The following is a 24,172-nucleotide window of genomic DNA, read 5'->3' on the forward strand; positions in this document are numbered from 1 at the left end:
TCATTCCCCACTCCTGTTCGCCAAGCGGCGCAGCACCGCCCGCACCGGACTGCCGTCCGCCTCGCGAAGCGGCAGCGGCAGCGCAATCAATTCGTAGTCGCCCGGCGTCACGCGATCCAGCACGACGCCTTCCAGGATGTGAATGTCGTGGGCGTACAGACCGTGATGCGCCGGCAGCTCCTTGCTGTCCAGCGGGTCGACCGAGGGAACGTCCACGCCGATCAGGCGGATGCCCTTCGCCGCCAGAAACGGCGGCAGATCGGGACGGAGGCAGCAAATGTCGGCGGGAAACCGCTCCGGGTCAGTCCAGGAGCCGGTCTTCAGCAGCAGCCTGGTCACGCCGGACAGGTCGTGGGCGGCCAGATCATCCGCACCGATGCTCGCTTTGCCGCTTACGTCGATCACCCGGGCGGGACCGACGTACAGCTCGACGGGCAGGTCGGCCGCTCGCCGCCCCTCGTCATCCACGTGAAACGGCGCGTCCACGTGCGTCCCGGTGTGGACGCTCATCGTCAATCGGCCGACGTTGACGGAGCCGCTCGCCGCCTTGGACCAGCTTACCTCGTAGCGAAACGGCGTGTCGCCCGGCCAGGTGGGCACCCCGGCGAAAAGCGGGCGGGAAATGTCGATCCATTCCATGCGCTTCCCTCCTCCTGCCGTCAGGCCACGACGCCCCGTTTGTTTTCGTAGCGTTCGTACAGCTTCTCCTGCATGATCCGCTTCAGCACCTGCACCGCTCTCCACACTTCATGGTATGACGTGTACAAGGCCACCGGTGCCAGCCGAATCACGTTGGGGGCGCGGAAGTCGGGGATGACGCCGTGCGATTTCAACGCTTGGGAGATGCGGGCCGCTTCCGGGTGTTCCAGGCTGACGTGGCCGCCGCGCCGCTCGTCCTCACGCGGGCTGCCGATGACAAAGTCCATGTCCGGCAGCTCCATTTCGATCAGGTCCATCAGGTAGCGCGTCTGCCGCAGCGACTTGTCGCGGATCGCCTCCATGCCGGCCTCGGCAAACATCTCCAGCGATCCGAACAGCGGCGCCATGCTGAGGATGTGCGGCGTGCCGATCTGGTACGCCCCCGCCGTCCGGGCCGGCGTAAAGTCGTGCTCCATGTCAAACTGCTTTTCCTTGTCCGAGCCGAACCATCCGGCCAGACCCGGGAGCCGTCCGAAGTGCTTCCGGTTGACGTAGAGGCCGCCGACGCCGCCGGGCCCGCTGTTCAGGTACTTGTAGGTGCACCAGTAGGCGAAGTCGACACCCCACTCGCTGAACCGATGGGGGATCGCCCCCACCGAGTGGCAGCCGTCAAATCCGATCACGATGCCGCGGGCATGCGCCTCCGCCGTCAGCCGGGGAATGTCCAGAAGCTGGCCGCTCTTGTACAGCACCGTCGGCAGCACGATCAGCGCCACCTCCTCCGTCATCGCGGCGATGATGTCCTCCTCGGCCAGATAGCGGCCGTCCCGGCTTTTGACCCGCACCAGGTTGTCGGCGGGGTCCAGTCCGCGCAGCCGCAGTTGGCTCTGCAGGGCGTAGATGTCGGAGGGAAAATTGAGCTCGTCGGCGAGGATTTTGCTCCGCTTCCCCTCCGGGCAGAAAAAGGCGGCCGCCAACTGGTGCAGATTGACCGTTGTAGAACCGCTCACAACCACTTCGTCAGGTTCGGCGCCGACCAGCGGCGCACTCATCGCGCCCAGCCTCTCCGCCTGGTAAAACCACGGGTTGTCCCCCTCTGTCCACCCGTCGATGCCGCGCGTCTTCCAATCGTCCAGCGCGCGCAGCAGCGCTTCCTCCGCCCGCCTGGACAAAAGGCCGAGCGAATTGCCGTCCAGGTAGACGATGCCCGGCTGGATGTAAAACGCTTCGCGAAAACGGGCCAACCCATCCTCTGCGTCGCACTGCAGCGCATGCGCCTCTGTCGGTGAAACGGAACGGCTCTCCACGACAAGCCTCCTCCCACGGAAATGAGTTCCTCATACACAGCTTACAGAAAAAAACGAAAAACAGAACCGGTTGGAAGCTAGTGGGAAATGCCGAAGGGAAAAAGCCGCTCCACTCCTCTCCACATGGCCCTGTACCGCGTCGATGACTGTTCGACGGCTCATGGCCCCAGCTTCGCCATCGTCGCATCGGAAGTGAACCCAGCGGCTTCCCGTGCGCTGAATGGCGTCCCCATTGACAATTTCAAACGATGGAAGTCCGATGAACGCTTTGCTAAAATCAATAGGCAGCGCAGATTTCCTTTTCTTGGTATGTCTCGCTAACCAACGATAGAGGAATAAAACATGCGTTCGTGAACATCTGACTAGCATCATTATCGTGAAGAGACTCGCACAAAAAAGCACTGGTCCCGTTTACAACTCACTCGATCCATTGCGATAATAATTCTGGCAATAAACACAATGCCCGGTACGTTCAAAAAAGACTTGTACGGTAAATAACCGCACAAGTCTCGTGCTTGTTGTGGCGGTCACGGCCCCAGCCTTTCGGTGACCCCGCGGCCCCCTCAAATCCGCTTGTGCCGCGCCAAGAACTTCTCCACGTCGTCGTACAGACCGCCCTGGTTGGCGTATTTCACGTAGTTTTTCACCGTGCGCAGCCACTCGATGGTGGACGGGCGCGTATCGGCAATCGCTTCGCGCAGGTCCTCCATGCCGATGGGCCGCTCCACGCCGGTGGACATGATGTCGCGGATGACGTTTTCCGTCGCCTGCTCGACCACCTGTTCGATGTCGGCGCCGGAGTACAGCTCGGTCCACTCCGCCAACTGCCGGTAGTCCAGCGGCTCGACCGGCCGCTCCGCCAGTTTCAGCCGGAAGATCGCCTCCCGCGCCTCGCGGTCCGGCGGGGCGACGAAAATCAGCTTGTCAAAGCGGCCCGGCCGTTTGAACGCCGGATCCACATCCCACGGCATGTTGGTGGCGCCGATGATCAAGAGTTTATCCGTATTGGCGTCGATGCCTTCCATCTCGGTCAGAAGCTGATCGATCACCGTCCGCATCGTGTGGGAGGCGGACTTGCCCCGGTTGTAACCCAGCGCGTCCATTTCGTCGAGAAAGAGAACGGCCGGCTTCTGCGCCCGGGCGGAGGCGAACAGGTCGCGCAGGTTTTGTTCGCTCACGCCCAGATACGGGTCGAGAACGTCGGCGATGTGCACGCTGACAAACCGCGCCCGGCATTCCCCCGCCGTCGCTTTGGCGATATACGTCTTGCCGCAGCCGGGCGGGCCGTACAAGAGAATGCCGCCGCCCGCCTTTTTGCGGAAGCGCTCAAACAAGCCGGGAGAGAGAAACGGCTGAATGATCTTCATGCGGATCGCCTCTTTGACCTCGTGCATGCCGCCGACGTCGGCAAAGGTGATGACGCCTTCCCGCTCCTTGGCCGCTGCCGCCCCGCTCCGGGCCTTGCCTCCGGGTATCACCCGCATCGGGCCGGCCGGAACGGACGGGACCGCAATCTCTTCCGTCGGTTCCTGCCGGTTCTTCTCCGCTTGTGGGGGGATGAATTCGGACTCCGCAGCCGAGAGTTTTCCCAGCGCCTCGATGATGGTTTGCTTCATCTCGTCGTCACCGTGGGCCAGCGCCTGGGTAAACGCCTGCAGGGCCTCGCTGCGGTTTCCCTGCTCGGCGTATTCCACACCGAGCAGATACCACACGGAGGCGTTGTGCCGATCCGCCTCCAGCATCTGTTTTAACACTTCGATCTTCGTCATGACTACCAACCCTTACCGCATCATTTTTCGGAACAGTTTGTACACGACCGGCGATATCCAGGTGTAGACGCACAACAGCACGTACGCAATCGCGGTCACAGCGGCCGTTCCGTACCATTCCATTCGTCTCAACAGCGTCATCAGTGCGAGAAACCCGAGCCACCAGACGATGGGACCGCCCATTTTTTGCATCAGGCGGTTGGGGAAAAAGATCGGGTGGGACACCCTGTCCACTTCCTCCAGCACCCTCAACAGGTCCCGGTTGGTCGGTTCGAGCAAAAACGCCTGCCGGAAACACTCCCGCGCTTCGCGGTAATCCTCCCGGTCCAGCGCGGCCAGTCCCAGCTTGGTCAGCTTGTCCACGTCGCTTTCCGCGACGTGCATGTACTGGCGAATGGTTTGCTCCTGTCCCGCTTTTTCGTCAAACGCGCGCTGAAAGAAAAAATGGTAGTGCAGCACCGTCTCGTTTTCCGGATCGAGCCGCAGCGCCTCCCGCATCAGCCGGCGCGCTTTTTCCTCATAGCCGGTTTTCAGCATCAAAAAGGCGTACTGGGCCATGATCCCCGCGTTTTGCGGGTTGAGCGAAAGCGCGTGAAGCAGGCATTCCTCCGCTTCCACATACGCTTCTTTTCGCATGCAGATCGCCCCCAGGAGCGAGTGAGCCATTTCACCGTCGCACCCGTTCCTCAGCGCCTCCCTGACGAAGCGCTCTGCCTCGTCCGTCTCGTCAAGCTGAAAGGCGCAGGCGGCGAGATAATAGAGCAGCATCCCGTCGTCAGGGGCGTACGGGAGCAGTTCGAGAAATGCGGCCCTGGCTTGTTCATGGCGGCCGATTTCATAGTAGTAGAGGGCTTCCCGCCAGGCGGCGTGAAAGTCATCCGGTATGTGTGACATGGTGGATTCCCTCCCCCAAACGGATCAGCACCGCTTCCGCCACAAAGCCGGCGACGCCTCCCACCAGCCCCGCCTTCGCCATGGATTTGTGCTCACCCTGCAGGACGGTGTGCAGCCGGTACCGTTTTTTTAGCGCAAACCGATAGGCGAACGCCATCACAATCCCGGCCAGCCGCGAGTGCACGAAAACGGCGCCTTCCTCTCCCGTCGCCACAATCGCGGCAAACCTGCCCGCCAGCACGGTCAGGCCGGCAGTCAGCAGCAGCATCGTCCGTTTTTTGTCCGCCCGCAGCCAGACGGCATTGACGGTTCCCAGCGCCAGCACGGGGAGGATTCCGCCAAAGAAGCCGACATAGATCAATTTGTCGAGATCGTAGGATTTTGTCGCTTTGACGCCCCCCTCCTTCAACGAGGGACGCAGCAGTTCCTGGTCCAACAAAAAAACGTGCTCCTTTCCAATATGTAGAAATCCAACCTCTTTATTATAATACAAGCGGCGAACAAGGAGGAGATGGAAGAATTGCATGATGCAGGAAAGTTGGCGGTTTGCTGCGAATGAATGTCGAAAAAACAAGCGGGGATGTGGGAAGACGGATGAAGGTCATCACCTTGTGCGGTTCCACCAGGTTCAAACGGCAGTTTCGGGAGATGGAAGCGGCGCTGACGCTGCAGGGGCATGTGGTCATCAGCCTGGGATTTTTTGAACAGAGCGACAACATTCCCGTCACCCCGGAACAGGCGCTGCTGTTTGAGCGGATCCACCGCCGGAAAATCGATCTGGCGGACGAAATTTTCGTGATTGATCCGGACGGGTATATCGGAGAGAGCACCCGCAGCGAAATCGCATACGCCATGGCGAAGGGAAAAGCGGTCCGGTACTACTCCGAACGGGAGCCCAACAGGTAGGGAGCAGCGCAGGCAAGGGGCAGCGCATTCGCCGCTGCCCCCTGCTGTCATCCGCTATTTCATGGGAAAGCCCTGCTGGCGCAGGAAGGCGGCCAGGTGCTGCCGGCGCGGCGAACTGAGGTACTCCGCCAGTTGTGCCGTCCACCCGTCCGTGCGCTCGCCGCCCGTTCGATGCGCGTAGTACGCGGCGGTGATGTCTTCGTACTCGCGCAGGGCATCATGCAGGTGCTCGGTTTGATAGCGTTCCGCATGAACGACGGCCCGCTGCGGCAGTCTCGGCTTTTGCGCCACATCCTGATCGGGAAAGCCGAGGCACATTCCCATCACCGGGAAGGTAAGCGGCGGGAGCTGCAGCAGACGAGTCACTTCGTCCGGCTGGTTGCGAATGCCTCCGATCATGACGCCGCCCAACCCGTGGGAGCGGGCTGCCAGCAGCACGTTTTCCGCCGCCAGCGCGGTGTCCACCGCCGCGACCAGCAGGTTTTCCACTTCGTCTGCGGCCAGTTCGCGACCGTGCATCTCGCACGCCAGCTTGAGCCGGTAAAAGTCGGCGCAAAACACGAGAAAGACCGGGCAGGTCTCCACCCATTTCTGGTTGCCGCACAAGGCCGCCAACTGCCGTTTGGTTTCTGCGGACTTCACGACGATCACGCTGTAGGCCTGGACATTGTGCGAGGACGGGGCCCACTGCGCGCAGGTCAGGACATCCTGCAGCACCTCCTCGGGAATCGGCTCGGCCGTGAATTTGCGGATGGAGCGATGCGACTGAATCAATCGGGTTACGTCTGTTGTCATGCGTTGAGCCTCCATTTCTCTGGGAATCCACCTCATAGTGTCGCCTTTTCGTATTTCCTCATGAATCGTTTGATCTCCTCCATGCTCCCGCCACCAAAAAACGCCGGAGCAAGGCGGAAGCATGGGTCGAGACACATGCCCGGCGCCGTCGTCGTCTGGTGCTGACGCAGCGGAGTGCGTTTTCGTTCCGCGTTTTAAAGAAAAAAACGCCCCGAAACAGGGCGCTGACGAAATACAGCCGATAAGCTGCAGCGGTTCTTTCCATTCAGTCTGTTCTGGCATGCGTCATGACCAGTTAACCAAAAAAGGTGCGGGGGGCTTTGCGCCAGTCGGCCAACAGGCTCTCCTGCTCCGCCGTGATGACGCCGCGCTCGCGTGCCGTCTCGAGCAGCGCGGTGTAATGGGAAAGCGTCGTGACCGAGATGCCCTCCTCTGTAAAAAGGGCTTCCGCTTCCGGAAACTGGTAGCTGAAGATGGCTGCCACGCCCAGCACGTCGCCTCCCTCCGACTGGACGGCCTTTGCCGCCTTGAGCGAGCTGCCGCCGGTGGAGATCAGATCCTCGATGACCACCACTTTCTGACCTGCGGCAAGCACGCCCTCAATTTGATTCTGCCTCCCGTGTCCCTTTGCCTTGTCGCGCACGTAGATCATCGGCAGATCCAGCAGTTCCGCCACCCAGGCGGCGTGCGGGATGCCCGCCGTCGCTGTGCCGGCGATCACTTCCGCCTGCGGAAAACGCTCGCGGATCACGTCGGCAAACGCCCGGGCAATCCGGCGGCGGACCGGCGGATGGGATATCGTGAGCCGGTTGTCGCAGTAGATCGGCGATTTAATGCCGGATGTCCAGGTATACGGCTGGTCCGGGCGCAGGTGAACCGCGCCGATCTCCAGCAGGTGTCCCGCAATTTCTTTGGCTGTCGTGGTAGTCATCCTATCCTCTTCCCTTCGCGTCCGTTGTTTCGTGCTGTGCCGCCTGCACGGCGTTCACGATCCGCTCCCAGGCGGCGGCAGGATCGGGCGAAGCCGTGACCGCCCGGCCGATGACGATGTAGTCGCTCCCCAACTGAAACGCCTGTTCCGGGGTCGTGATTCGGGTCTGGTCCCCCTTTTCCGCCCAGAGAGGCCGAATTCCCGGCGTGACGGTGAGGAATTCGGTTCCGGCCGCCTGCTTGATCATCGGCACCTCCAGCGGAGAGGCGACGACGCCGTCCAGGCCTGCCCGCTTGGTCATCCTCGCGTAATGGACGACGACGTCTTCCACCGCGCCGGGAATCGCCAGCTCCTCGTTCATCGTCTGTTTTCCCGTCGAGGTGAGCATCGTGACGCCGATCAGCAGCGGACGGGGGGAACCGGCCGCCGTCCCCTGCTCCAGTCCTTCCCGGGCCGCCTCCATCATGGCCACGCCGCCGGCGGCGTGCACGTTGACCATGTCAACGCCGTGACGGGCCAGGCTTTTCATCGCCCCTTTGGCCGTGTTGGGGATGTCGTGCACCTTCAGGTCGAGAAACACCTTCAGTCCCTGCTCCTTCAGGTAGTGGACGATTGCCGGACCTTCCGCATAGGCCAGTTCCATGCCCACCTTGACGTAGCGGATCAGCCCGTCCAGCCGGGCCAGGCATTGTGTGACGTCCTCTTTCGTGGAAAAGTCGAGCGCAACGATCATGCGCTCGCGAATATCGGTTGGTTGTAGCGGCACACCGCTCTCTCCCTTCTTAGTGGCGACACTACGTCGTGTTTACCCCCTTGCGAAGCCACATCCAGGTCCCCGCAGAGGGGGCTTTCTGTCCTGTTCTCGTCTACACCGGCACGGCGAGTTTGGCGCCCGTGCGCTGCGCCGGCATCGCTTCCGTGGAGAACGTGATCGTCTCCAGGACGTGCAGCAGCGCTTTCGCCGTGTCCAGGGACGTCAGGCAGACGGCGCCGTTTTCCACGGCTTCGCGGCGGATGCGGAAACCGTCTCGCTGCGGCGTCTTGCCTTTGGTCAGGGTGTTCAGCACGATATTGGCTTCCCCTTTGTGGATCATGTCCAGCAGGTTGGGCGTGCCCTCGGACAGCTTGTTCACGCGGGTGACGGTCAATCCCGCTTTCTCCAGGTAGTCCGCCGTTCCGGAGGTGGCCAGCAGTTTAAAGCCCAGGCGGCGGAAGCGTTTCACGATCTCCAGCGCTTCTTCCTTGTCCTTGTCGGCGACGGTGACGAGCAGCGAACCGTGCGTCGGGATGTTCATGCCGGCGGCCAGAAGCCCTTTGTACAGCGCTTTGGCCAGCGTCCGCTCGCGGCCCATCACTTCGCCGGTCGACTTCATTTCCGGCCCCAGCGTGATGTCGACGCGGCGCAGTTTGGCGAAGGAGAAGACCGGCACCTTCACGGAGACCATCTCGTCTTCCGGATGGCAGCCGGGCGTAAAGCCCTGCTCGACGATGGAGTGGCCGAGGATTGCCTTGGTCGCGATGTTCGCCATCGGGATGCCCGTCACCTTGGACAGGAACGGCACGGTCCGGGACGAACGCGGGTTTACCTCGATCACGTACGGACGGTTGTCGCAGATGACAAACTGGATGTTGATCAGCCCTTTGATCTTCAACGCGCGGGCCAGCTTCGTGGTCATCTCGATCAGTTCCTGCTTGATTTCAGGCGAGAGGGACTGCGGCGGATACACCGCGATCGAGTCGCCGGAGTGCACCCCTGCGCGCTCAATGTGCTCCATGATGCCCGGAATCAGCACGTTTTCGCCGTCGCAGATGGCGTCGACCTCCGCCTCCGTGCCGACCATGTAGCGGTCGACCAGCACCGGATGCTCCGGATTGACCTTCACCGCGTTTTCCATGTACGCCAGGAGTTCCGTCTGGTTGTAGACGATTTCCATCGCGCGGCCGCCCAGGACGTAGGACGGGCGAACCAGCACCGGGAAGCCAAGGCTTTCCGCCGCCACCACCGCTTCCTCCACGGAGGTGACGGTTTTGCCCGGCGGTTGGGCGATGTCGAGGCTTCTGAGCAGCGCTTCAAACTTTTCGCGGTTTTCCGCCGCGTCGATGTTCTCCAGGCTGGTGCCGAGGATGCGCACGCCGCGGGCAGCCAGTTTGTCCGCCAGGTTGATCGCCGTCTGTCCGCCGAACTGGACGATCACTCCCTCCGGTTGTTCCGCGTCGATGATGTTCATCACGTCTTCGATGTAGAGCGGTTCGAAGTAGAGGCGGTCGGAGGTGTTGAAATCGGTGGAGACCGTCTCCGGGTTGTTGTTGACGATGATCGCCTCGTACCCCGCTTCCTTCAGCGCCCAGACCGCGTGCACGGTGGCGTAGTCGAACTCGATGCCCTGGCCGATGCGGATCGGGCCGGAGCCGAGCACGACGACGCGCTTTTTGCCCGTCTCCACACGCTCGTCTTCCTGCTCGTAGGTGGAGTAGTAGTACGGGGTCTGCGCTTCAAACTCGGCCGCGCAGGTGTCCACCATCTTGAACACGGGCTTGAAGCCGTGCTCTTCCCGCAGGGTGCGGACATCCGCTTCCGTCCGGCCGGTCAATTCGGCGATTTTCCGGTCGGTAAAGCCCATCCGCTTCGCCTCGTAGAGCTTCTCCGGCGTCAGGCCTGCCGCCAGTTCCTTTTCGAAGGCGACGATCTTGTGCAGCTTGTGCAGGAAGAACCGGTCGATGCTGGTCAGGCCGTGCAGCGTTTCGATGCTCCAGCCGCGCCGCAGCGCCTCTGCCAGGAGGAACAGGCGCTCGTCGTCGGCGGCGATCAGTCGGGCTTTCAGCTCGTCGTCGGCCAGCGCGGACGCGCCCTTGATCTCCAGGTGGTAGGTGCCGATCTCCAGCGAGCGGATCGCCTTCATGATCGACTCTTCGAAGGTGCGGCCGATCGCCATCACTTCCCCGGTCGCCTTCATCTGCGTGCCCAGCTTGCGGTTGGCCGCCTGGAACTTGTCAAACGGCCAGCGCGGGATTTTGCTCACCACGTAGTCGATCGTCGGCTCGAAGCAGGCGTAGGTTTGGCCGGTTACCGGGTTTTTCAGTTCGTCCAGCGTGTAGCCGATGGCGATTTTGGCCGCCACCTTGGCGATCGGGTACCCCGTCGCCTTGGAGGCCAGCGCCGAGGAGCGGCTGACGCGAGGGTTTACCTCGATCACGTAGTACCGGAAGCTGTGCGGGTCGAGCGCGTACTGCACGTTGCAGCCGCCTTCGATGCCCAGCGCGCGAATGATTTTCAGCGCGGAGGAGCGGAGCATCTGATACTCGCGGTCGGACAGCGTCTGGCTCGGCGCCACGACGATGGAATCGCCGGTGTGCACCCCGACCGGATCGATGTTTTCCATGTTGCAGACGACGATGCAGTTGTCGTTTGCGTCGCGCATCACTTCGTACTCGATTTCCTTCATCCCGGCGATGCTCTTCTCGACCAGGCACTGCGTGATGGGGGAGTATTTCAGGCCGCTCGCCACGATTTCCCGCAGGCTCTCCTCGTCTTCGCAGATGCCCCCGCCGGTGCCGCCCAGCGTGTAGGCCGGACGGACGATGATCGGGTAGCCGATTTCGCTGGCGAACCGCACCGCTTCTTCCACGGTGCTGACGATCGTCGACTCCGGCACCGGCTCGCCCAGCTCGTTCATCAGGGCGCGGAACTGTTCCCGGTCTTCCGCCCGCTTGATCGAGTCGAGGTTGGTGCCGAGCAGCTTCACGTTCTCTTCTTCCAGCACGCCTGCTTCCGCCAGCGCCACCGCCATGTTGAGCCCGGTTTGGCCGCCCAGCGTCGGCAGGAGGCCGTCCGGTTTTTCCTGGCGGATGACGCGGGTGACAAATTCCGGCGTGATCGGTTCGATGTACACGTTGTCCGCCATGTTGGTGTCGGTCATGATGGTGGCCGGGTTGGAGTTGATCAGCACCACTTCCAGCCCTTCTTCCTTCAGCGCCTGGCAGGCCTGCGTGCCCGCGTAGTCAAACTCCGCCGCCTGCCCGATGACGATGGGACCGGAGCCGATCACCAGGATTTTTTTCAGGTTAGCGTGCTTTGGCATGTGCCCTCTCCTCCTTTGCGGTGTCCATCATCTCGAGAAACCGGTCAAACAGGCTGCCGGTGTCGTACGGGCCGGGGGCCGCTTCCGGGTGGAACTGCACGGAGAAGGCCCGTTTCGCCGTGCTGCAGAGGCCTTCCACCGTGCCGTCGTTCAGCGCGACGTGGGTAATCTCCAGGCCGGTGCCCGGAATCGACTCCGCTTTCACCGCGTAGCTGTGGTTCTGCGACGTGATGTAGGTGCGGCCGGTTGCCAGCTCCTTGACCGGGTGGTTGCCGCCGCGGTGGCCGAACTTCATCTTCACCGTGTCCGCTCCGGACGCCAGGGCAAACAACTGGTGGCCCAGGCAGATGCCAAACAGCGGATACTCGCCCAAAATCTCGCGGATCGTCGCGATCGCCTGCGGCACGTCTTTCGGATCGCCGGGGCCGTTGGACAGGAGGATGCCGTCCGGCTGCAGGCGGCGAATCTCGGCGGCGGTCACGTTGTAGGGAACGACCACCACGTCGCAGTTGCGCTTGGTCAGCTCGCGCAAAATTCCGTGCTTGGCGCCAAAGTCGACCAGCACCACGCGATGCCCCGTCCCCGGACAGCTATACACGCTTCGGGTGGAGACGCGGGACACCTGGTCCGTCATCAGGGAAGCGCGGCGGAGCGAGTCGAGCAGGTCGGACAGGGGGGCGCCGCTGGTGGTGATCATCCCTTTCATCGTGCCGTGGTAGCGGATCTTGCGGGTCAGCATCCGCGTGTCGACGCCGGCGATGCCCGGGATGCCGTACGCCTTCAGAAGTTCATCCAGCGTCCCGGCGCTGCGCCAGTTGCTCGGCGCGTCACAGTGCTCGCGGACGACGAACCCGTGGATGTAGGGGCGCACCGCCTCAAAATCGTCCCGATTGATCCCGTAGTTGCCGATCAGCGGGTAGGTCATGGTGACGATCTGGCCGCAGTAGGAAGGGTCGGACAGCACTTCCTGATAACCGGTCAGCCCGGTGTTGAACACCACTTCCCCCACGCTCTCCGCCGCCGCCCCAAAGGCGGTGCCGACGCACTCCGTTCCGTCTTCCAAGATCAGTCTCGCTCGCATCTTCGCTTCCTCCTTATTCCGCATCCTTATTCCGCTTCGCGATGTACGATCGCGCCGTTCACCATCGTCAGGGTCGGCCATCCTTTGCAGACCCAGCCGGCAAATGGCGTATTGGTTCCCTTGCTGGCAAAGGTGCTCGGATCAATGGTCCGCTCCGCCTCCAGATCGAGGACGGTGAGATCGGCCGGAGCGCCTACTTCCAGGCGTCCGTACGGCAGTCCGAAAATGGCCGCCGGTTTTACGGTCAACAGCTCAATCAACCGTTTCAGCGTCAGCTCGCCGGTCAGCACCAGATGGGTGTACAGGAGCGGGAACGCCGTCTCCAGCCCGACGATGCCAAACGGCGCCCGCTCGATGCCGTTCGCCTTTTCTTCCGCCGTGTGCGGGGCGTGGTCGGTGGCGATGATGTCAATCGTGCCGTCCTTCAGCCCGGCGATCAGCGCCGCCCGGTCTTCGCGGCCGCGCAGCGGCGGGTTCATTTTCCAGTTCGCGTTCAGGTCTTCCGGGATGTCTTCGTCGCAGAGCAGCAGGTGGTGCGGCGTCACTTCGCAGGTGACGTTCACCCCGGCCCGCTTGCCGTCCCGCACCAGGCGCACCGATTCCTTGGCGCTGATGTGGCAGACGTGGTAGTGGACGCCGGTCTGCTCCGCCAGCAGGATGTCCCGCCCCACGTGGATCGACTCCGATTCGGACGGGATGCCCGGCAGTCCGTGCCGCGCCGCCACCACGCCGTCGTGCAGCGCGCTGCCCGGCGTGATCAGGTCGTCGTCTTCGCAGTGGGCGACGATCGAGAGGCCCAGCTCTTTCGCCCGCTTCATCGCTTCCTTCATCGTCGCGCTGGACTGGACGCCCACGCCGTCATCGGTCAGGGCGAAAATCCCCGCTTCCTTGAGCGCGGCGAAGTCGGTCAGCTCCTTGCCCAGCTGCCGCACGGTAATCGCCCCGTAGGGAATCACGCGCGCCTTGCCCGCTTCCCGTGCCTTGTCCAGGATGTAGCGGACCGTCTCCGCGCTGTCGATGGCAGGGCGGGTGTTGGGCATGCAGGCGATCGTGGTAAATCCGCCTTTTACGGCGGCATGCGCTCCCGTCGCAATCGTCTCCTTGTGTTCAAAGCCCGGTTCGCGCAGGTGGACGTGGACGTCGACAAACCCGGCGGAGATGAGGCCTCCCCTGCAGTCGATCCACTCGTGGCCGTCACGCGCGAGCTGTTCAGCGATCGCCGCGATGCGTCCGTCTTCGATCAGCACTTCGGCGGCAATCAGCTCGCCTGCCTCGTTTATGCGTTTGCCGTTGCCAAGGATGATTCCCATGTCATTTCGCTCCCTTTCAGCACAATTTCCAGTACCGCCATGCGGGCAGCCACGCCGTTGGTCACCTGTTTTTTGATCAGCGACTTCTCGCATTCCACCAGGTCGCTGTGGATTTCCACCCCGCGGTTGACCGGCGCCGGGTGCATGATCACCGCCCCCGGCTTCATCATCCTGGCCCGCTCCAGCGTCAGCCCGTGTGCCTGGTGGTACTCTTCTTTGGAGACGAACAGCGCGTCCGTGTGCCGCTCCAACTGCACGCGCAGCATCATCACCACGTCGGCCGTCCGGACCGCTTCGTCGATGCCGACCGTTTTCACCCCGTCCGGCACGATCTGCGATTGCGGCATCATGCTGGCCGGACCGGCGAGCAGCAGGTTGGCCCCCAGCTTGGGCAGAGCGTGCAGATGCGAGCCGAGCACACGGCTGTGGCGCAGGTCGCCGATGATCGCCACGGTCAGCCCCTCGATCCGGCCGAACTGCTGCTTCATCGTCAAGAGGTCGAGAAGGCACTGGGTGGGATGTTCGTTGGTGCCGTCGCCCGCGTTGATCAGATGAAGGCCGACATCGGCGGCCAGTTCCTTAAGCAGGCCGTCCTTTTTCGTGCGGATGACCGCCGCCTCCACGCCCATCGCTTCCAGCGTGCGGAGCGTGTCGTAGATCGTTTCCCCTTTTACCGTGGAAGAGGTTTCCGGGATGAAATTCAGCACGTGCGCACCCAACCGCTTTTGCGCCACCTCAAACGAAAAGCGGGTTCTCGTGCTGGCCTCGAAGAAGAGGTTGGCGACGAAGCGCCCCTTGAGCGCATCCGTCTGCACGCCGGGCCGCTCCGCCCAGTAGCCGGCGCGATCCAGCAGCCGCTCGATCTGTTCTGTTGTCAGCTCTTTCATGCCAATCAGGTGCGTCACGTTGCTCATCGAGAATCCCTCCGTTTTGTCCGCAGTATGGATAAAAAAAGCTTCTTGCCGTGCTGGCCGTGAAGGCAGGCGTAGGCAAGAAGCTTGTGATTCGCTTCCCTGTGCGCAGGTGAAACAGCGCCCAGCCGCCTTGCCAGCCTCTCGGGACTGACTTAAAGGTCGTCGGAACGTGTCAGGCGATTTGCTTTTGTTCTTCGCGGTGCGCTTCCCCCATCGCCGATTCCTTGCCCGGCAGGATCACGTGCAGCACGATGCCGAGGAAGGTGGAAAAGGCGATGTTGTCAATCGTCAGGTTGTGCAGGAAGGACTGCCAGAAGGAAACGCCTGCGAAGCTGATTTTGTAACCGCCGATCCCGGTGACCAGAATCGCGGCGGCGATGATCATGTTTCGCTTGTTGGAGAAGTCCACTTTGCTTTCCACGTACATTCGGAGCCCCTGGGCCGCGATGATCCCGAACAGGATGATGGAGACGCCGCCCAGCACCGGCGTCGGAATCGTCATCAGGAGCGCGCTGACTTTGCCGACGAAGGCGAACAGGATCGCCAATACCGCCGCCAGCCCGATCACCACGCGGCTGAACACGCGGGTGATGGCGAGCACGCCGATGTTTTCCCCGTACGTGGTGGCCGGCGGTCCGCCGATCAGGGCGGCCAGCGCGGTCGCCACGCCGTCCCCCAGCAGGCTGCGGTGCAGTCCCGGATCTTTCATCAGATCGCGGTCCATCACCCGGCTCGTCACCAGCAGGTGACCGAGGTGCTCCGCCAGCGTGACAAACGCGACCGGCGCGATGATCAGCGCCGCCACCCAGGCGGACGGGTCGCCGATCGCGGAGGCCACTTCCCCCAGCTTGAAGCCCGGCGAGGCAAAGAGGGGCGCTGCGGCCACCTTGTTCAGGTCGATCAGGTCAGGATGGCGAATGAGCGTGTAGAGGTACCCGACGACGATGCCGATGAGAATCGGAATGAGGGCGAAAAAGCCGCGCAGCATCACGGCCGCCAGGACCGTCACCACCATCGTCACGAGCGAGATTTCGATGGAGGTGAGCGACATGACCGACTGGCCGTCCACCGTTACCTTGGTCGCCATGTCGACGGCCACCACCGACAGGCTCAGGCCGATGACGACGATGACGGACGCGATCACCACCGGCGGCAGGACGCGATCCAGCCACTTGACGCCGGCCTTCTGCACGATCGCCGCCACGATGACGTAGACCAGGCCGGAGAGGAGGCAGCCCAGCAGCGCGGTGCCGACGCCATAGGCCTGGCTGACCGTGATGATCGGGCCGATAAAGGCGAACGACGATCCCAGGTAGTTGGGCAGCTTGCCTTTGGTGATCAGAAGAAACAGGAGCGTCCCCACCCCGCTGGTGAAGAGCGCGGTCGCCGGGTCCAGGCCGGTCAGAATCGGCACCAGCACGGTCGCGCCGAACATCGCAAACAGGTGCTGGATGCTGAGCGGCAGCAGCTTGACAGCCGCCGGCGTTTCGTGCACATCGACAAAGTTCTTTTGACTCATGTGTATCGTGTCCCCCTGCGTTCGTTTTCTCTTCCCTGCCGTTTTCCGGTGACGGCCAACAAAAAAACCTCTTTGTGCGGGCACAAAGAGGCATACTCCTTCCATCCTTCCACAGGCATGGAAAGCGCGTAAACCTCTTCGCAACCTCACGGGATTGCGGTTAAAGAGGCGTATCCGGTTTTTCAGTCTCAGATCAATTGGCGGATGGTGACCATGTCCATCCCGTCCACTTCCGCCAGCTTCACGTCCACGATCTCGGAGCGGGACGTGGGGACGTTTTTGCCGACAAAGTCGGGCCGGATCGGCAGCTCGCGGTGGCCGCGGTCCACCAGCACGGCCAACTGGATCATGCGCGGGCGGCCGTTGTCGATCAGCGCGTCCAGCGCGGCCCGAACCGTTCGCCCGGTGTACAGCACATCGTCGACGAGGATGACCGTCTTGCCGGTGATGTCACCGGGCAGTTGGGCGCCGTGCAGCACCGCATCTTCCGATTTGTGCTGCAGATCGTCCCGGTAAAAGGTGATGTCCAACTGGCCGACCGGCACCTTGACGTTTTCGATCAGTTCGATCCGCTCCACCAGCCGCTGCGCCAGGTAGATCCCCCTCGTCTTGATGCCGACGACGATGCAGTCTTCCACCCCTTTGTTCCGCTCGATGATTTCGTGGGCAATCCGTGTCAGAGCCCGGCGGATGGCCGCTTCGTCCATGATGACGCTTTTGTTGATCACGTGCGCTTCCTCCTCCAAGAAATCGGCTTGTCTCTCCTGCGGCACAAAAAAGGCTTCTTGTCAGGCGACAAGAAGCCACAGGCCGATGACAGGCAAAAGGGTTGGTTCGCCCTTTTCCCGCCGTCTCTTCGTATCCGTGCCCTTGCCAGCCTCACGGGACTGGATTTAAAGGTTCCCTTCGTCAGTTCGAATTATGGCACGAATCGGGACCGGTGTCAATGAGGTTTTTGCTCTTTCCAGAAAACGCGGATCCACGGCGGCAGGTAGTTGCCGTAATACCCGATGTCCCCCGTCACGTGCCGGAGCAGTTCCACTTCGCTTTCGCTGCCCGTTTTCAGATAGAGAGAGCCGTGTTCGGCAGCATCAAGCCGGACAAACAGCAGGGCGTTCCCGTCCGGCGACGGGGCGGGAAAGGTATCGGCCGTCTTGTCCGTCCCCTGCGTCACGGCCTGCTGACTGCCGTCGGCGCTCCGCCGCCAAATGCGCTGCCCGGGCACCATCGGCTTTTGCGGCTCGTACTGATACTCCTTCGCGACGCCGCGGGTAAAGTACAGCGCGTAAGGGGCAGCGGCCGTCCACGTCGGCAGGGCATCTACCTTGTCCGGCTGCCCTGCCGGAATCACCCGTCCGTTCGCATCCGCGAGCGTCACGCGCTTGTTGTGGGTGACCATGCGATCGCTGCCGTCGATAAACGCCAGCAGGCTGCTGTCCAGCGACCAGGCCAGCCACTCCGGGTACGCCAGCCCGCTGCCGATGTCCACCGGTTTGCGGGCGGGCTGTGTCAGGTCAAACATCTGAATCGCCACGCCGTCAGCGGAGAGCGAAGCGGAGGACACCCGCACGTAGTAGGCCACCCGCTTGCCGTCGGGAGCGACCGTCAGCCCGTCAGCCGCCCACGGATAGATGCCTTCTTCCACATTGGTCGGTTCGGCAAGCGGGTAGGCGGCCAGCCGATTGCCCGCCAGATCGGTAAGCTGCAGCGTCATCGGCCGCCCCGGAGCGGCGGGCACGGACACGAGCAGGCGCCTGCCGTCCGGCATCCAGGCAAAATCGGCCAGCTCGGTCGTCCGACTGCCGACGACGACCGCTTTCTCCCCGGCCATTTCCGCCACCACCAGCACCGGCTTCCGTTGCTCCCCTGTTCCGGCCGCGTTGACCCTGTAGGCAAAGGTGCGGGAGACGGGGGACCACTTCGGCTGGTCCAGGATCGGCCGCTCATCCACCCGAAACGCGCCGGTGCCGTCCGCCTTCACCGCCCACAGGTAGGCCGGGGACGAATAATCGTCCGCCCTGTCGTACTGCAGGTAGAGCAGCCATTGGCCGTCAGCCGACCACCCGGCGATCTCCGCTTTCCCCTGCGCCGTCACCTGCCGGGGCACGGCGTCGGCCCGGCTGGCGTCCAGGATCCACAGATGATCGTTGTTGGTAAACGCGATCGTCGCCGGAACCGCGGCCTGGCCGACGCGCTGCGGTGCGGCCGCCCGCACGGCCGGCTCGCCCTGCTGCACGCCTCCCACCGCTTTATTCCCCGTCTGCAGGGATGACGTCGGGGACGCCTGCAGCGATGACGCCGGCGCCGACCCCTGCATCGGCGAGGACGGGGCCAACCCCTGCACCGGCGAAGACTGAACCGATACCGCCTGCACGGATGCGGTCATCACCGACGCCGTCAGCGCCGCTGCACATGCCGCTAGTTTCAACATCGTCCACACGGGTCTTCCTCCTTTTTTTCACCTCGTCGTTGGTATGACGCTCCCGGCGTGGAAACGTTTCGTCCGCCAACAAAAAACGCCAGGGAACGTCCGTGGTACCTCCCTAGCGTTTTTCCAGTCCAACCGTTTTATGTGCGTGTGATGTGTCAGGCCTGCCGCAGTTGGTGAATCACGTCCAGCAGATCCTGCGGCAGCGGCGCTTCAAACTCCAGCCGCTCGCCCGTGCGCGGATGGTCGAAGCCCAGCGTTTTCGCGTGCAGCGCCTGGCCGTCCAGCTCCAGCGTGTTTTTCGGCCCGTACTTGGGGTCGCCCGCCAGCGGATAGCCGATGTATTTCATATGCACCCGGATCTGGTGGGTGCGCCCCGTCTCCAGCTTCAGCTCCACCAGGGTAAACGCCTTGAACCGTTCCAGCACGACAAAATGGGTGACGGCCGGTTTGCTGTTTTCAAAGACGACGGCCATCTGCTGCCGGTTTTTCGGATCCCGGCCGATCGGCGCGTCGATCGTGCCCATTTCGTGCGGAATGACCCCGTGCACGATGGCCACGTACTTGCGGTTGACGCTGTGTTCTTTCAACTGCCGGGCGAGGCTGACGTGCGCCTTGTCGTTCTTGGCCACCATCAGCAGGCCGGAGGTGTCCTTGTCGATGCGGTGGACAATGCCCGGCCGAAGCACGCCGTTAATCCCCGACAGGTCCTTGCAGTGGGCCAAGAGGCCGTTGACCAGCGTGCCGCTGTAATGTCCGGGGGCGGGATGGACCACCAGCCCGCGCGGCTTGTTCACCACGATCACGTCGGCGTCTTCGTAGACGATGTCGAGCGGCATCGGCTCCGGCACGATCTCCATTTCCTTCGGCGGGGGGACCCGCAGCGTAATCTCGTCGTCCGCCGCCAGCTTGTAGTTGCTTTTCACCGGCTCCCCGTTGACGGACACTCGGCCTTCCTTGATCCAGATTTGCACTTGCGACCGGGACCAGTCTTCGTTTTGCATCGCGACGAATTTGTCGATCCGCTCGCCCGCGTCGGCAGGCTCAACGGTCCAGTCGTACCGTTCAAACAACTGCGTGTCGTTCATCTCTGTCTCCTCGTAAGTAGTACCGCTAGTATCGTCCAAAAACACTCGTTCCATTTACGGCTTACTCCGTCTTGCGCCTGCCCTCCAGCAGCACGTCCAGCAGCAGCAGGGCGACGCCGATGGTAATGGCCATATCGGCTACATTGAAAATCGGAAAGTTGATCAGGGTAAAATCGAGAAAATCGACCACCTGGCCCGTGCTGACGCGGTCGATGAAATTGCCGATCGCCCCGCCCAACACCAGCGAAAGCGCGAGCGACACGCGCGGCTGCCGCTTGCCGATGCGGACGAGCGACACCAGGATGCCGATCACGACGGCAATCGTGATGATCACAAACAACCACCGCTGGTTTTGCAGGATGCCGAATGCCGCTCCCATGTTCCGATGGGACGTGAGGTGAAACACGTCCGGAATCAGGGGAATCGACTGCCCCAGCTCCATCCGTGTCACCACCAGGTTCTTGGTCCATTGGTCGAGCGCGACAATGGCTGCAGCAATGAGAAAGTACATCGATGGGGTCCTCCTTACTCCGACTCAGTCAGCCAACAACAACATGACGTCAACAGAAGATGATACCACAGCGCCGCTTCCGAAACAATGAAACGACCGCCGCTCCCCGTGGACCGGTGCGTTTTCGCCCGCTCACCGGAAGAGGCGGGACAGCTTCTTGTAGTACCGATACCCTTTGCGCACGCCATCCAGCACCCAGAGCGGGAACTTCCAGCCGCGGTCCTTGAGAAACGGCAGGTAAATCTTGTAGTACGCTCGCCGCAGGTCGCGCCACTTGCTGTCCGGTATGTTTTTGTAGTAGTCGGACACGTCGATCAGATAGCCCCGCCCCTGATCCATCAGCACGTTTTTGCCGTGCACGTCATGGGGATACAGCCCCTTGGACCGGGCTTCCTCAAGCGCCTCCTCCACGTCCTCGATCACCTGCGGCGGGATCGGGATGCCGTAGCGGAGGCAGTCAAACAGGGAAATGCCGTTGATCCGCTTCAGCACCAGGTAGTAGGGCTCCGCCTGATAGCAGACGGGAAACGAGCGGGTCTCCCCCAGCTTGCGGTACACGTCCACTTCCTGTTCCCAACCGGGACGACCCGGCGCGTACAGCTTCACCACCACGTCGGGGTAGTCGGGATGGGCGAACACCGCCGCGTAGTTGCCCGTCCCCACCAACTCCCACGGGTACGGCGTGTGCAGAACGACGACCGGGTCGTCCGGCGAACGGCTTTCCAGTTTTACGTCCCGCAAGAACGGGTCCAACACGTCTCGATGGATGCGCATGTGTCCACTTCTTTCGTCACGGAAGGGTTTCTTCTTTTTGATTCTAGCAAAACCAAAAAATTAGGCAACCGCGGCAAGTGATTGACAAACGAAAACGTTGGACGTATATTGTGATGGAAACGACATTGATAATCATTATCAAAGACTTCCGATGGTTGTCGGAAATCGGCGCGGGTCCGGTCGTTTCGGCGGAACAAGCATCGGCCCGTGCGCATCACCTACCACATAGCCAAAGGAGAATGCGGCATGAAAAACATCCTTCTTTCCATCCTGCTGCTGTTTACTCTCGTAATCAGCGCTTGCAGCAGCCACCCGACAGGACAAGGGAACCAACCGGCTTCACCGGAAGACAACTCCGGCACGATTACATACCAATCGGAAAACGGCCCCATCGAAGTTCCCGCCAACCCCAAGCGCGTGGTCGTGCTGTCATCGTTCGCCGGCAACGTCATGGCTTTGGGCGTCAATCTTGTCGGCGTGGATTCGTGGTCGAAAATGAACCCGCGTTTTCAAGACAAATTGAAAGATGTAGCCGAAGTATCGGATGAAAATCTGGAAAAAATCATCGAATTGCAGCCCGATTTGATCATCGGATTGTCAAACACGAAAAATCTTGAGAAGTTAAGCAAAATTGCCCCTACCGTGACGTACACATACGGAAAAGTGGATTACCTGACACAGCACCTGGAGATCGGGAAGCTGTTAAACAAAGAAAAGGAAGCACGCGCCTGGATTGACGATTTCAAAAAGCGTGCGCAGCAGGCCGGAGCAGACATCCGGGCAAAAATCGGGGAAAACGCAACCGTTTCCGTCATCGAAAACTTTGACAAGCAGCTTTACGTGTTCGGCGACAACTGGGGACGCGGCACCGAAATCCTCTACCAGGAAATGAAACTGCGCATGCCTGAAAAGGTAAAGGAAACGGCGCTGAAAAACGGCTACTTCGCCCTCTCTCCGGAAGTTCTCCCGGAGTTTGCCGGAGATTATCTGATTGTGAGCAAGAACAAGGAGGCCGACAACTCCTTTCAGGAAACCGCCACGTACAAAAACATGCCGGCTGTGAAAAACCACCGCGTTTTTGAAGTGAATGCGAAAGAGTTCTACTTCAATGATCCCTTGACGTTGGAATTCCAATTGGACTTCTTTATCAAAAGCTTTCTCGGCAGCTAACTCCTCCAGGAAAGAAAAGATGAGAGACTGATGACGAAAGACAAGCAACGGTCCATCCCATTCGGATACAAACTGATTGCGGGCATCCTGTCACTGCTGGCAATGTTTGCAGTGGCGATGGCGTACGGGGCGGCGGACACCACGCTCCGCGATGTTTGGCTGTCCCTTGTTTCTGACGCTGCGGGCGAGAAACTCTCCGTCATCCGGGACATCCGCCTGCCGCGCGAAATCGGGGCCGTCTTTGTGGGAGCGGCGCTGGCCGTTTCCGGTGCCATCATGCAGGGAATGACGAGAAACCCGCTTGCCGACCCGGGACTGCTCGGGTTGACGGCGGGCGCCAATGCGGCGCTGGCCCTGACGATTGCCTTCATTCCTTCCGCAACTGATCTCGATGTCTTGCTGGCCTGCATGATCGGCGCGGCTGTCGGAGCCGCGATGGTGTTCGGCATGGGCGCCGTGAAAAAGGGCGGCTTTTCTCCGCATCGCATCGTATTGGCCGGAGCCGCCGTTTCAGCCTTTCTGTACGCGATTGCAGAAGGGATTGGCATTGCCTTTTCAATATCAAAAGACGTATCCATGTGGACGGCGGGAGGAATGATGGGAACCTCATGGGGGCAGCTTCAGGTAATCGTTCCCGTTATTCTCATCGGCATCCTGATTGCCCTCCTCCTCTCCCGACAGCTGACGATTCTCAGTTTGAGCGAAGAAGTGGCCGTTGGATTGGGGCAAAAGACCATCCAACTGAAATCCGCTCTGTTTCTGGTCGTGATCCTGCTCGCTGGAGCGTCCGTCGCGCTTGTGGGAAACATGGCATTCCTCGGTTTGATGGTGCCGCACATGGTTCGCCCGATGGTGGGAACGGATTACCGCTTGATCATCCCGATGGCAGCGATCTTCGGCGCCTCTTTCATGCTGCTTGCCGATACGCTTGGCCGAACGATCCATGCTCCCTTTGAAACACCCGTGGCGGCCATTGTCGCGATGCTGGGCCTGCCGTTCTTCCTGTTGGTTCTGCGTAAAGGGGGGAAGCCATTCTCATGATGCAGCCGCGTTTGCTCAACAAACAGCGAATGATCCTATGCGTGCTGTTTGCGTTGACCGCGCTTACGATGTTTGTCGGCATGGGAACAGGATACGCCTCACTGTCTTTTGACAGACTGATCCCAACCCTTCTCGGTCAAGGTACGTTCAAAGAGGAATTCATTCTGTTTTCCGTTCGGCTGCCGCGCATGGTGATCACCCTGTTGGCAGGTATGGCCCTTGCGCTGTCCGGCGCTGTCTTGCAAGGCATCACGCGCAACGATCTGGCTGATCCCGGCATCGTCGGAATCAATGCGGGGGCCGGCGTGGCGATCGCCGTCTTCTTTTTGTTCTTCCCCGTGAAGGCCGATACGTTTGTCTTTGCGCTTCCCTTTGTCGCATTTGTCGGAGCCCTGCTGACCGCGTGCCTCATCTATGTGTGTGCATACAGCCGACATACGGGCCTGCAGCCGGTACGGCTGGTGCTGACCGGGGTCGGATTTTCCATGGCGCTGTCCGGTACGATGATCGTCCTGATCTCCTCCGCTGAACGGCAGAAAGTGGATTTTATCGCCAAATGGCTGGCCGGGAATATTTGGGGCACGGATTGGCCTTTTATTTGGGCACTCGTTCCGTGGTTGGCGATTCTCATTCCTTTTACGCTGTGCAAGGCCAACCGATTGGACATCCTTGCCCTAAACGAACCGGTGGCGATCGGTGTCGGTGTATCGGTCGAACGGGAGCGTCTCGTGCTCCTGCTGACCGCTGTGGCGCTTGCCGCTTCCGCCGTTTCTGTCACGGGAGGCATTGCCTTTATCGGCCTCATGGCGCCCCATATGGCAAAAGCCCTGGTGGGACCTCGCCATCACGTATTGATCCCCGTCAGCGCCCTGCTCGGCGGATGGCTGCTGCTGCTTACAGACACGACCGGCCGCCATCTGCTCGATCCGGATGGCATTCCGGCGGGCATCATGGCCGCATTAATGGGTGCCCCCTATTTTCTCTATTTGTTGTTGAAATCCTAGGAAAGGTTCGAG

The 24,172-nt window shown here is 61.4% G+C and carries 22 protein-coding genes; 4 read left to right on the forward strand and 18 right to left on the reverse strand.

What is annotated here, in order from left to right; translation table 11 throughout:
- The 5 genes from kynB to FOI68_RS12525 form a co-directional block, all read right to left on the reverse strand.
- Positions 1-639, reverse strand: a complete 639-nt coding sequence (gene kynB / locus FOI68_RS12505; RefSeq protein ID WP_143863361.1) for an arylformamidase — start codon at positions 637-639, stop codon at positions 1-3.
- A gap of 20 nt (positions 640-659) precedes the next feature.
- Positions 660-1,946: a kynureninase gene (kynU, locus tag FOI68_RS12510; protein WP_143863362.1), complete on the reverse strand. Its 1,287-nt coding sequence runs from the start codon at positions 1,944-1,946 to the stop codon at positions 660-662.
- A gap of 563 nt (positions 1,947-2,509) precedes the next feature.
- Positions 2,510-3,715 carry an AAA family ATPase gene (locus FOI68_RS12515; RefSeq protein ID WP_143863363.1) on the reverse strand — a complete coding sequence of 402 codons (1,206 nt, stop codon included), beginning with the start codon at positions 3,713-3,715 and terminating at the stop codon, positions 2,510-2,512.
- A 12-nt stretch (positions 3,716-3,727) separates the two neighbouring features.
- A complete protein-coding gene (locus tag FOI68_RS12520; RefSeq protein WP_143863364.1) occupies positions 3,728-4,609 on the reverse strand; it encodes a tetratricopeptide repeat protein in 882 nt (293 codons plus the stop codon).
- A complete protein-coding gene (locus FOI68_RS12525; RefSeq protein WP_143863365.1) occupies positions 4,590-5,048 on the reverse strand; it encodes a hypothetical protein in 459 nt (152 codons plus the stop codon). Before FOI68_RS12525 ends, FOI68_RS12520 begins: the two co-directional genes overlap by 20 nt.
- A gap of 155 nt (positions 5,049-5,203) precedes the next feature.
- Here FOI68_RS12525 and FOI68_RS12530 point away from each other — a divergent pair, with 155 nt between their 5' ends.
- Positions 5,204-5,515, forward strand: a complete 312-nt coding sequence (locus FOI68_RS12530) for a hypothetical protein (protein ID WP_143863385.1) — start codon at positions 5,204-5,206, stop codon at positions 5,513-5,515.
- 54 nt (positions 5,516-5,569) lie between these two features.
- Here FOI68_RS12530 and nfsA read toward each other — a convergent pair whose 3' ends face one another.
- The 13 genes from nfsA to FOI68_RS12595 all read right to left on the reverse strand — a co-directional run bounded on the left by nfsA (position 5,570) and on the right by FOI68_RS12595 (position 20,945).
- Positions 5,570-6,310, reverse strand: a complete 741-nt coding sequence (gene nfsA / locus FOI68_RS12535) for an oxygen-insensitive NADPH nitroreductase (RefSeq protein ID WP_143863366.1) — start codon at positions 6,308-6,310, stop codon at positions 5,570-5,572.
- Between the two features lie 295 nt (positions 6,311-6,605).
- Positions 6,606-7,241, reverse strand: a complete 636-nt coding sequence (gene pyrE / locus FOI68_RS12540) for an orotate phosphoribosyltransferase (protein ID WP_143863367.1) — start codon at positions 7,239-7,241, stop codon at positions 6,606-6,608.
- 1 nt (position 7,242) lies between these two features.
- Entirely contained in the window at positions 7,243-7,974 is a 732-nt protein-coding gene (gene pyrF, locus FOI68_RS12545) for an orotidine-5'-phosphate decarboxylase (RefSeq protein WP_035290056.1), read from the reverse strand.
- 133 nt (positions 7,975-8,107) lie between these two features.
- Positions 8,108-11,320, reverse strand: coding sequence for a carbamoyl-phosphate synthase large subunit (gene carB / locus FOI68_RS12550; protein WP_143863369.1), 3,213 nt, complete (start codon positions 11,318-11,320; stop codon positions 8,108-8,110).
- The gene (locus tag FOI68_RS12555; RefSeq protein ID WP_143863370.1) at positions 11,304-12,401 is read right to left on the reverse strand and encodes a carbamoyl phosphate synthase small subunit; all 1,098 of its coding nucleotides are present in this window, start codon (positions 12,399-12,401) and stop codon (positions 11,304-11,306) included. The genes carB and FOI68_RS12555 overlap by 17 nt, the downstream gene beginning before the upstream one ends.
- A 26-nt stretch (positions 12,402-12,427) precedes the next feature.
- A complete protein-coding gene (locus FOI68_RS12560) occupies positions 12,428-13,711 on the reverse strand; it encodes a dihydroorotase (protein WP_143863371.1) in 1,284 nt (427 codons plus the stop codon).
- Positions 13,678-14,625 (reverse strand): aspartate carbamoyltransferase catalytic subunit, encoded by a 948-nt coding sequence (locus FOI68_RS12565; protein ID WP_044899439.1) that lies wholly within the window; start codon positions 14,623-14,625, stop codon positions 13,678-13,680. Before FOI68_RS12565 ends, FOI68_RS12560 begins: the two co-directional genes overlap by 34 nt.
- 172 nt (positions 14,626-14,797) lie before the next feature.
- The gene (locus FOI68_RS12570; RefSeq protein ID WP_035295058.1) at positions 14,798-16,144 is read right to left on the reverse strand and encodes a solute carrier family 23 protein; all 1,347 of its coding nucleotides are present in this window, start codon (positions 16,142-16,144) and stop codon (positions 14,798-14,800) included.
- Between the two features lie 188 nt (positions 16,145-16,332).
- Positions 16,333-16,872: a bifunctional pyr operon transcriptional regulator/uracil phosphoribosyltransferase PyrR gene (pyrR, locus tag FOI68_RS12575; protein WP_029100007.1), complete on the reverse strand. Its 540-nt coding sequence runs from the start codon at positions 16,870-16,872 to the stop codon at positions 16,333-16,335.
- 215 nt (positions 16,873-17,087) lie between these two features.
- Positions 17,088-18,584, reverse strand: coding sequence for a TolB family protein (locus tag FOI68_RS12580; RefSeq protein ID WP_143863372.1), 1,497 nt, complete (start codon positions 18,582-18,584; stop codon positions 17,088-17,090).
- A gap of 146 nt (positions 18,585-18,730) precedes the next feature.
- The gene (locus FOI68_RS12585; protein ID WP_143863386.1) at positions 18,731-19,660 is read right to left on the reverse strand and encodes an RluA family pseudouridine synthase; all 930 of its coding nucleotides are present in this window, start codon (positions 19,658-19,660) and stop codon (positions 18,731-18,733) included.
- Positions 19,661-19,721: 61 nt separating this feature from the next.
- Positions 19,722-20,171 (reverse strand): signal peptidase II, encoded by a 450-nt coding sequence (gene lspA, locus FOI68_RS12590; protein WP_029100005.1) that lies wholly within the window; start codon positions 20,169-20,171, stop codon positions 19,722-19,724.
- 132 nt (positions 20,172-20,303) lie between these two features.
- Entirely contained in the window at positions 20,304-20,945 is a 642-nt protein-coding gene (locus FOI68_RS12595; protein ID WP_143863373.1) for a serine/threonine protein kinase, read from the reverse strand.
- Between the two features lie 246 nt (positions 20,946-21,191).
- On the opposite strand from FOI68_RS12595, the gene FOI68_RS12600 reads away from it, so the two are divergent.
- Genes FOI68_RS12600 through FOI68_RS12610 form a run of 3 tightly spaced genes read left to right on the forward strand, consistent with a single transcriptional unit; the run spans position 21,192 to position 24,160 of the window.
- Positions 21,192-22,115 (forward strand): iron-hydroxamate ABC transporter substrate-binding protein, encoded by a 924-nt coding sequence (locus FOI68_RS12600; RefSeq protein ID WP_143863374.1) that lies wholly within the window; start codon positions 21,192-21,194, stop codon positions 22,113-22,115.
- A gap of 30 nt (positions 22,116-22,145) precedes the next feature.
- Entirely contained in the window at positions 22,146-23,156 is a 1,011-nt protein-coding gene (locus FOI68_RS12605) for a FecCD family ABC transporter permease (RefSeq protein WP_143863375.1), read from the forward strand.
- Entirely contained in the window at positions 23,153-24,160 is a 1,008-nt protein-coding gene (locus FOI68_RS12610) for a FecCD family ABC transporter permease (protein WP_143863376.1), read from the forward strand. The genes FOI68_RS12605 and FOI68_RS12610 overlap by 4 nt, the downstream gene beginning before the upstream one ends.
- Positions 24,161-24,172: the final 12 nt, after the last annotated feature.

Origin of the sequence: Brevibacillus sp. LEMMJ03 (assembly GCF_007197875.1) — a bacterium.
GTDB lineage: Bacteria > Bacillota > Bacilli > Brevibacillales > Brevibacillaceae > Brevibacillus > Brevibacillus thermoruber.

Coding starts and splice junctions, on each gene's coding strand:
- kynB (WP_143863361.1), bottom strand. CDS start 639: ATGGAATGGATCGACATTTCCCGCCCGCTTTTCGCCGGGGTGCCCACC.
- FOI68_RS12515 (WP_143863363.1), bottom strand. CDS start 3,715: ATGACGAAGATCGAAGTGTTAAAACAGATGCTGGAGGCGGATCGGCAC.
- FOI68_RS12520 (WP_143863364.1), bottom strand. CDS start 4,609: ATGTCACACATACCGGATGACTTTCACGCCGCCTGGCGGGAAGCCCTC.
- FOI68_RS12530 (WP_143863385.1), top strand. CDS start 5,204: ATGAAGGTCATCACCTTGTGCGGTTCCACCAGGTTCAAACGGCAGTTT.
- nfsA (WP_143863366.1), bottom strand. CDS start 6,310: ATGACAACAGACGTAACCCGATTGATTCAGTCGCATCGCTCCATCCGC.
- pyrE (WP_143863367.1), bottom strand. CDS start 7,241: ATGACTACCACGACAGCCAAAGAAATTGCGGGACACCTGCTGGAGATC.
- pyrF (WP_035290056.1), bottom strand. CDS start 7,974: ATGATCGTTGCGCTCGACTTTTCCACGAAAGAGGACGTCACACAATGC.
- carB (WP_143863369.1), bottom strand. CDS start 11,320: ATGCCAAAGCACGCTAACCTGAAAAAAATCCTGGTGATCGGCTCCGGT.
- FOI68_RS12555 (WP_143863370.1), bottom strand. CDS start 12,401: ATGCGAGCGAGACTGATCTTGGAAGACGGAACGGAGTGCGTCGGCACC.
- FOI68_RS12560 (WP_143863371.1), bottom strand. CDS start 13,711: ATGGGAATCATCCTTGGCAACGGCAAACGCATAAACGAGGCAGGCGAG.
- FOI68_RS12565 (WP_044899439.1), bottom strand. CDS start 14,625: ATGAGCAACGTGACGCACCTGATTGGCATGAAAGAGCTGACAACAGAA.
- FOI68_RS12570 (WP_035295058.1), bottom strand. CDS start 16,144: ATGAGTCAAAAGAACTTTGTCGATGTGCACGAAACGCCGGCGGCTGTC.
- FOI68_RS12585 (WP_143863386.1), bottom strand. CDS start 19,660: ATGAACGACACGCAGTTGTTTGAACGGTACGACTGGACCGTTGAGCCT.
- lspA (WP_029100005.1), bottom strand. CDS start 20,171: ATGTACTTTCTCATTGCTGCAGCCATTGTCGCGCTCGACCAATGGACC.
- FOI68_RS12595 (WP_143863373.1), bottom strand. CDS start 20,945: ATGCGCATCCATCGAGACGTGTTGGACCCGTTCTTGCGGGACGTAAAA.
- FOI68_RS12600 (WP_143863374.1), top strand. CDS start 21,192: ATGAAAAACATCCTTCTTTCCATCCTGCTGCTGTTTACTCTCGTAATC.
- FOI68_RS12605 (WP_143863375.1), top strand. CDS start 22,146: ATGACGAAAGACAAGCAACGGTCCATCCCATTCGGATACAAACTGATT.
- FOI68_RS12610 (WP_143863376.1), top strand. CDS start 23,153: ATGATGCAGCCGCGTTTGCTCAACAAACAGCGAATGATCCTATGCGTG.